The sequence below is a fragment of the Teichococcus aerophilus genome (assembly GCF_014490485.1).
In the GTDB taxonomy this organism is placed as follows: Bacteria; Pseudomonadota; Alphaproteobacteria; order Acetobacterales; family Acetobacteraceae; genus Pseudoroseomonas; species Pseudoroseomonas aerophila.
In genome coordinates this window covers 1-7,275 of sequence record NZ_JACTVA010000097.1, presented here as the reverse complement: position 1 = coordinate 7,275, position 7,275 = coordinate 1, and the positions used below count along the sequence as shown (strand labels likewise).

General features: G+C 68.0%; 4 protein-coding genes and 1 pseudogene. All 5 read left to right on the top strand.

What is annotated here, in order from left to right:
* Positions 1 to 222 (top strand): annotated as a pseudogene (locus IBL26_RS24830) (hypothetical protein); the annotation flags it as partial.
* Positions 222 to 695, top strand: a complete 474-nt coding sequence (locus IBL26_RS24825) for a DUF2497 domain-containing protein (protein WP_187787188.1) — start codon at positions 222 to 224, stop codon at positions 693 to 695. The pseudogene IBL26_RS24830 and the gene IBL26_RS24825, both read left to right, overlap by 1 nt.
* Before the next feature lie 203 nt (positions 696 to 898).
* Positions 899 to 3,595 (top strand): valine--tRNA ligase, encoded by a 2,697-nt coding sequence (locus IBL26_RS24820; RefSeq protein WP_187787187.1) that lies wholly within the window; start codon positions 899 to 901, stop codon positions 3,593 to 3,595.
* A gap of 197 nt (positions 3,596 to 3,792) precedes the next feature.
* The gene (locus tag IBL26_RS24815; RefSeq protein WP_408901972.1) at positions 3,793 to 5,112 is read left to right on the top strand and encodes an MFS family transporter; all 1,320 of its coding nucleotides are present in this window, start codon (positions 3,793 to 3,795) and stop codon (positions 5,110 to 5,112) included.
* A 108-nt stretch (positions 5,113 to 5,220) separates the two neighbouring features.
* Positions 5,221 to 6,945, top strand: a complete 1,725-nt coding sequence (ilvD, locus tag IBL26_RS24810) for a dihydroxy-acid dehydratase (protein WP_187787185.1) — start codon at positions 5,221 to 5,223, stop codon at positions 6,943 to 6,945.
* The last annotated feature ends 330 nt before the right edge of the window (positions 6,946 to 7,275 follow it).

Below are 7,275 nucleotides of genomic sequence, written 5' to 3'. Positions count from 1 at the left end.
CTGAACGCGGAGCAGGAGCTGCTGAACGCGCGGGTGTCGCTGGTGCAGGCGCTGTCGAACGTGGTGACGAGCAGCTATTCGCTGGCGGCGGCGGTAGGCCGGCTGACGGCGAAGGACCTGGCGCTGCCGGTGCCGCTCTACGACATGGAAGCCTATTACCGCACCGTGCGTAACAAGTGGTTCGGCACCGGCGACGTCTCGGGCATGGAGGTGCCGCGCTGATGACCGCCCGTGACAACACCCCGCCCGACCCCTCCATGGAGGATATCCTGGCCTCCATCCGGGACATCCTGAATGAGGAGGAGAAGGCCGCCCCGCCGGAAACGCCGCTGGAGCTGACCGAGGCCATGCTGCTGCCGAGCGAGCCGCAGCCCGTGACTCCTTCCACCCCGCAGCCGGACGTGATCGCCATCCATCCGAGCCCGCCGCCCGGCGGGCCGGCGGCGCAGGACCTGCACGCCCTTTTGGCCCCCGCCGCCGCGGCGGCCACGGCGGCGGCGCTGGGGGAGCTGGCCCGCGCCGTCTCTGGCGACCGCGCCGCCCCCGTCAGCCGCGGCGGCGCCAGCATCGAGGACGTGGTGCGGGAGGAGCTGCGGCCGCTGCTGAAGGCCTGGCTGGACCAGCACCTGCCCGGCATGGTGGAGCAGATCGTCAAGTCCGAGATCGCCCGGCTGATGGGACCGCCACGAAGCTAGAGCGTGATCGCCTGAGGGGGAATCACGGGAAGCGCTAATCCGGCGATCGAACACAGGTATAGGGCGTGCTCTGCGGACGCATGGGACAGGTTACGCCGCGGCGCCTGGGGACTAACGCCCCGCCCAAGCCGCAAGCGCAGGCCTGCCCGGCGGAATCGCAGCTGCCTCTTGACGTTGCGCCGCCGGGCCATCAAGCGTCCTGCATGCTCGACAAGACCCTCTCGCCCGCCAGCTTCGAACAACGCATCTATGAAGGGTGGGAGGCATCCGGTGCCTTCGGCGCCCGGCCCGACAGCGCGGCCGAGCCCTTCACCATCATGATCCCGCCGCCCAACGTCACGGGCAGCCTGCATATCGGCCACGCGCTGACCTTCACCATCCAGGACACGCTGGTCCGCTGGCGCCGCATGCAGGGCCGCGATGCCCTGTGGCAGCCGGGCACCGACCATGCCGGCATCGCCACCCAGATGGTGGTGGAGCGGCTGCTGGCCGGGCAGGGGGTCAACCGCCGGGAGATCGGGCGGGAGAAGTTCGTCGAGCATGTGTGGGAGTGGAAGGCGCAATCCGGCGGCACCATCACCCGCCAGCTGCGCCGCCTGGGCGCCAGCCTGGACTGGCCGCGCGAGCGCTTCACCATGGATGCCGGCCTGTCCGAGGCGGTGCGGGAGGTGTTCGTCACCCTGCACAAGCAGGGGCTGATCTACCGCGACCGCCGGCTGGTGAACTGGGACCCGAAGTTCCAGACCGCCATCTCCGACCTCGAGGTCGAGAACAAGGAGATGAAGGGCAGCCTCTGGCATCTGCGTTACCCGGTGGAGGGGGAGGCGGGGCGTTTCCTCGTCGTCGCCACCACGCGGCCGGAAACGATGCTGGGCGATACCGCCGTGGCCGTGCATCCGGATGACGAGCGGTTCAAGGATCTCGTCGGCAAGTTCGTCATCCTGCCGCTGACCGGCCGCCGCATCCCCGTCGTGGCCGATGAGTATTCGGACCCGGAGAAAGGCTCGGGCGCGGTGAAGATCACGCCGGCGCACGACTTCAACGACTTCGCGGTGGGCAAGCGGCATGGCCTCGGCATGCCCTCCATCCTGGACGCCGACGGCGCAATCTGGCTGGACGAGATCGAAGGCGAGCTGCGCGAAGTGGATGGCGTGGCGGAGCCCGGCTTCGTGCGCGGCCTGGCCGGCCAGGACCGCTTCGCTGCCCGCAAGGCGATCGTGGCGGAGCTGGAGCGGCTGGAGCTGCTGGAGAAGATCGAGCCGCACAACAACGCCGTCCCGCATGGCGACCGCTCCGGCGTGCCGATCGAACCGCGGCTGACGCTGCAGTGGTACTGCGACGCCGCGACCCTGGCGAAGCCGGCCATCGAGGCGGTGGAGACCGGCGCGACCGAGTTCGTGCCGAAGCACTTCGAGAACATCTTCTTCTCCTGGATGCGCGACATCCAGCCCTGGTGCGTCAGCCGCCAGCTGTGGTGGGGCCACCAGATCCCGGCCTGGTACGCGCCGGATGGCAGCGTCTTCGTCGCCAAGACCGAGGACGAGGCCTATGCCGAGGCCCGCGCCAAGCTGGGCGCCGACGTCACGCTGACGCGCGACGAGGACGTGCTGGATACGTGGTTCAGCTCTGCTCTTTGGCCGTTCAGCACCCTTGGCTGGCCGCAGAAGACGACGGAACTCGAAAAATATTATCCCGGCGACGTGCTGGTCACGGGCTGGGACATCATCTTCTTCTGGGTCGCCCGGATGATGATGATGGGCCACCACTTCATGGGCGGCGTGCCGTTCAAGACGGTCTACATCCATGGCCTCGTCCGTGACGAGAAGGGCCAGAAGATGTCGAAGTCCAAGGGCAACGTCATCGACCCGCTCGAGCTGATCGAGAATTTCGGCACGGACGCGCTGCGCTTCACCATCGCCTCCCTCGCCACGCCGGGGCGCGACGTGAAGCTGGGCCGCAAGCGCGTGGAAGACTTCCGCAGCTTCGGCACCAAGCTGTGGAACGCCGCGCGGTTCTGCGAGATGAACGGCATCGCCCCCGATGCGTCTTTCGACCCGACGAAGGTGCAGACGCCGCTGGCCCGCTGGATCCTGGACGCCGCCAACAACGCCATCGCCGAGGCCGATGCGGCGCTGGAGGCGTACCGGATGGATGACTACGCCAACGCCTGCTACCGCTTCGTCTGGAACGGCTTCTGCGACTGGTTCCTGGAATTCGCCAAGCCGGCGCTGAACGGGCCCGAGGGGGCGGAGAAGGCGGAAGTGAAGGGCGTGGCGCAGCACGTGCTGGGCACCATCCTGCGCCTGCTGCACCCGGTAATGCCCTACATCACCGAGGAGCTGTGGGACCGCTTCGGCTATGGCCCGGAGTTCAGCCTGATCCGCACCCCCTGGCCGACTCCGGTGGCCGTGCCGGGCGCAGAGGATGCCCGCGCCGAGCTGGACTGGGTGGTGAAGCTGGTCACCGAGGTGCGCGCCGTGCGCAGCGAGATGAACGTGGCGCCGTCCGTGCTGGTGCCGCTGCTGCTCTCCGGTGCGTCCACGGAAACCCTGGCCCGCGCTGGGCGCTGGATCGACGCGATCCGCCGCCTGGGTCGCGCGACCGAGGTGCGGGCGCTGGAAGGCGATGCGCCGAAGGGCGTGGCGCAGGTGGTGGTGGACGAAGCCACGGTGCTGCTGCCGCTGGCCGATGTCATCGACCTCGGCGCCGAACGCGCACGTTTGTTGAAAGAGAAGGCAAAGTCGGAAGTGGAGGCGGAGAAGGTGACCGCCAAGCTCTCCAACCAGGACTTCATCTCCCGCGCCAAGCCGGAAGTGGTGGAGGAGAACCGGGAGCGCCTCGCCGCCGCGCAGGCGGAGACGGCGCGGCTGGATGCGGCGCTTTCCCGCATCAGCGACTGAAACCCGCCAGGAAATCTGGACGGGGTATTGCCGATTGTTCACGCGCACAAAGCCGGTGCGCGTGGAAGAACGTCGCTCCACTGAGAGCGTGCCAGCAACCTGCAGGCACGCTCTCACCTTGTATTGGATCGCGTGGTCGGCGCCCTTGGCTACCTCAGCCTGCGGCGATCACGCTGTGAGGGGTAGCGACAATGGCAATGGCACCGGACACCGCCGCCCCCGTCGATCCCCATGACACGCGCAAACGCGTCATGGCGATCGTCGGGGGGTCTTCCGGCAATCTGGTCGAGTGGTACGACTTCTACGTGTATGCGGCGACGGCGCTGTACTTCGCCCCCGCCTTCTTCCCCAAGGGTGACCCGACCGCGCAATTGCTGAGCACGGCGGCCATCTTCGCCGTCGGCTTCCTGATGCGCCCGGTCGGCGGCTGGCTGTTCGGCCGCATCGCCGACCGCAGCGGCCGCAAGGCCTCGATGGTCATCTCCGTGCTGATGATGTGCTTCGGCTCGTTGATGATCGCGGTGCTGCCGACCTACGACTCCATCGGCGTCGCGGCCCCGGTGCTGCTGCTGGTCGCCCGCCTGTTGCAGGGCCTGTCCGTCGGCGGCGAGTACGGCACCAGCGCCACCTATATGAGCGAGGTGGCCACCGCCCGGCACCGCGGCTTCTTCTCCTCCTTCCAGTACGTCACGCTCATCGGCGGCCAGTTGCTGGCGCTGCTGGTGGTGGTGGTGCTGCAGGCGGTCTACACGGGCGATGAGATCCGTGCCTGGGCCTGGCGGATTCCGTTCTTCATTGGTGCCGGCACGGCCGTGATCGCGCTGTTCCTGCGCCGCGCGCTGCACGAGACGACGACGGCGAAGGACCGGGCTTCCGAAGGGGCAGGGACCATCAGCCTGCTGCTGGCGCACCCGAAGCCGCTGCTGCAGGTCATCGGCCTGACGGCGGGCGGCAGCCTCGCCTTCTATACCTACACGACCTACATGCAGAAATTCCTGGTCAACAGCGCCGGCTTCAGCGTGGAGCGTGCCAGCATCACCATGACGGCGGTGCTGTTCTGCTACATGTGCCTGCAGCCACTGCTGGGCGCGTTGTCGGACCGCATCGGCCGCCGTGCCTGCCTGCTGGTCTTCGGCGTCGGCACCGCGGTCATGACCGTGCCGCTGCTGACGGTGCTGGGCGGCGTCACCACCTCCGGCGCCGCCTTCGCGCTGATCCTGGCGGCGCTGTTCATCGTCAGCTTTTACACGTCCATCAGCGGCGTGGTGAAGGCGGAGCTGTTCCCGCCGCAGATCCGCGCCCTGGGCGTCGGCCTCGGCTATGCCATCTCCAACTCCCTGTTCGGCGGCACGGCCGAGTACGTGGCCCTACAGCTGAAGAGCTGGGGGGTGGAGCATTACTTCTTCTGGTACGTCTCGGCCTTCGCGGTGATCTCGCTTGTCTCCGCCTTCTCCATGAAGGATACGCGTCTGCATGGTCATCTCGACCATCCAGACGCTCCTGCCCGGCGGGTCTGAGGAAAACGCATCGCAGAACCCCGGCCTGAACCATGGCCGGGGTGGTTGCGTGCGAAAGACTGTTGCGCGATACCACGGGCGGGACGCAATGAAGAAAGGTTCGCCCGCATGGCTGAGTACGTTTGGGATAAGTCGCACCTGCCGAGCCGCCATGTGAGTGTCGGCCCGGAGCGTGCGCCGCACCGCTCCTACTACTATGCGATGGGCATGACCGAGGAGGAGATCGCCCAGCCGCTGGTGGGCGTCGCCACCTGCTGGAACGAAGCCGCCCCCTGCAACATCGCGCTGAGCCGGCAGGCGCAGAGCGTGAAGAAGGGCGTGAAGGAAGGCTTCGGCACCCCGCGCGAATTCACCACCATCACGGTGACCGACGGCATCGCCATGGGCCACCAGGGCATGAAGTCTTCGCTCGCCTCGCGCGACGCCATCGCCGACACGGTCGAGCTGACCATGCGCGGCCACTCCTACGATGCCATGGTCACCCTGGCGGGCTGCGACAAGTCGCTGCCCGGCATGATGATGGCCATGCTGCGCCTGAACGTGCCCAGCGTGTTCATCTATGGCGGCTCCATCCTGCCCGGTAAGTTCCAGGGCCGTGACGTGACCGTGGTGGACGTGTTCGAGGCCGTGGGCCAGCACGCCGCCGGCAACATGTCGGACGAGGACCTGCACGCCCTGGAATGCGTGGCCTGCCCGAGCGCCGGCGCCTGCGGCGGCCAGTTCACCGCCAACACCATGGCGACGGTCTCCGAGGCCATCGGCCTGGCGCTGCCCGGCTCCGCCGGCGCGCCCGCGCCGTATGAGGACCGTGACCGCTGGGCCGTCGCCTCCGGCCGCGCGGTGATGGAGCTGCTGAAGAAGAACATCCGCCCGCGGGACATCGTCACGCTGAAGGCGCTGGAGAACGCGGCCGTGGTCGTCGGTGCCACCGGCGGCTCCACCAACGCCGGCCTGCATTTGCCAGCCATGGCACATGAGGCGGGCATCCGCTTCACCATGGACGACGTGGCCGCCATCATGCGCCGCACCCCCTACATCGCCGACCTGAAGCCGGGCGGGAAGTACGTGGCGCTGGACGTGCACAATGTCGGCGGCATCCCGGTCATCATCAAGGCGCTGCTGGATGCCGGCCTGCTGCATGGCGACTGCATGACCGTGACCGGCAAGACCCTGGCCGAGAACCACAAGGACGTGGTGTTTCCGACCGACCAGGACGTCATCTACCCCGTCAGCAAGGCCATCACCCCCACGGGTGGCGTGGTCGGCCTGAAGGGCAACCTGGCGCCGGACGGTGCCATCGTGAAGGTGGCCGGCCTGAAGGTGCAGCGCTTCGAAGGCACCGCGCTGTGCTTCGATTGCGAGGAAGACGCCTTCGCCGCCGTCGAGCAGCGCGCCTACAAGGCGGGCGATGTCATCGTCATCCGCTACGAAGGCCCGAAGGGCGGCCCGGGCATGCGGGAAATGCTCTCCACCACCGCGGCCATCTACGGCCAGGGGATGGGCGAGGCCGTGGCGCTGATCACCGACGGCCGCTTCTCCGGCGGCACGCGCGGCTTCTGCGTCGGCCATGTCGGGCCGGAAGCAGCGGTCGGCGGGCCGATCGGTTTGGTGAAGAACGGTGACAAGATCATCATCGACGCCACGACCGGCACGATCGAGGTAGTGTTGTCCGACGAGGAAATGGCCAAGCGCCGCGCCGAGTGGAAGCCGCGTGGCACCGACTACAATGCCGGTGCCCTGTGGAAGTACGCGCAGTTGGTGGGCCCGGCTCATCTGGGTGCCGTCACGCATCCGGGTGGCGAGGCCGAGACGCATTGCTACGCCGATATCTGAACGACTTCCTTTAACTTCGGCATAGTTCGACACTATTCCGCCCCAGCATTGCCATGCTGGGGCGGAACTCTCTTCCTGAAGGCCGGTTACTGTTCACTCGACCGGCTGGCATCCATGCACCGTGGCGCCCCGCGCGCCATGGGAAGGAGGAAGAGATGCTGAATCGCCGTCGCCTGCTGGGTGGCGCCTTTGCCGCCCTGGCCGCCGCCATCCCGCTGGCCACCGCTGCCAATGCGCAGCCCTATCCGCCACCGGGCTACGGCCCGGGGCCTGGCCCCGGTCCAGGCGGCCCCGGCCGCCCGCCCGGCCCGCCGCCGGGCCGTGGCCCTG

Excerpts from the sequence above, each read along its gene's own strand:
- IBL26_RS24825 (WP_187787188.1), top strand. The coding sequence starts at position 222 with ATGACCGCCCGTGACAACACCCCGCCCGACCCCTCCATGGAGGATATC.
- IBL26_RS24820 (WP_187787187.1), top strand. The coding sequence starts at position 899 with ATGCTCGACAAGACCCTCTCGCCCGCCAGCTTCGAACAACGCATCTAT.
- IBL26_RS24815 (WP_408901972.1), top strand. The coding sequence starts at position 3,793 with ATGGCACCGGACACCGCCGCCCCCGTCGATCCCCATGACACGCGCAAA.
- ilvD (WP_187787185.1), top strand. The coding sequence starts at position 5,221 with ATGGCTGAGTACGTTTGGGATAAGTCGCACCTGCCGAGCCGCCATGTG.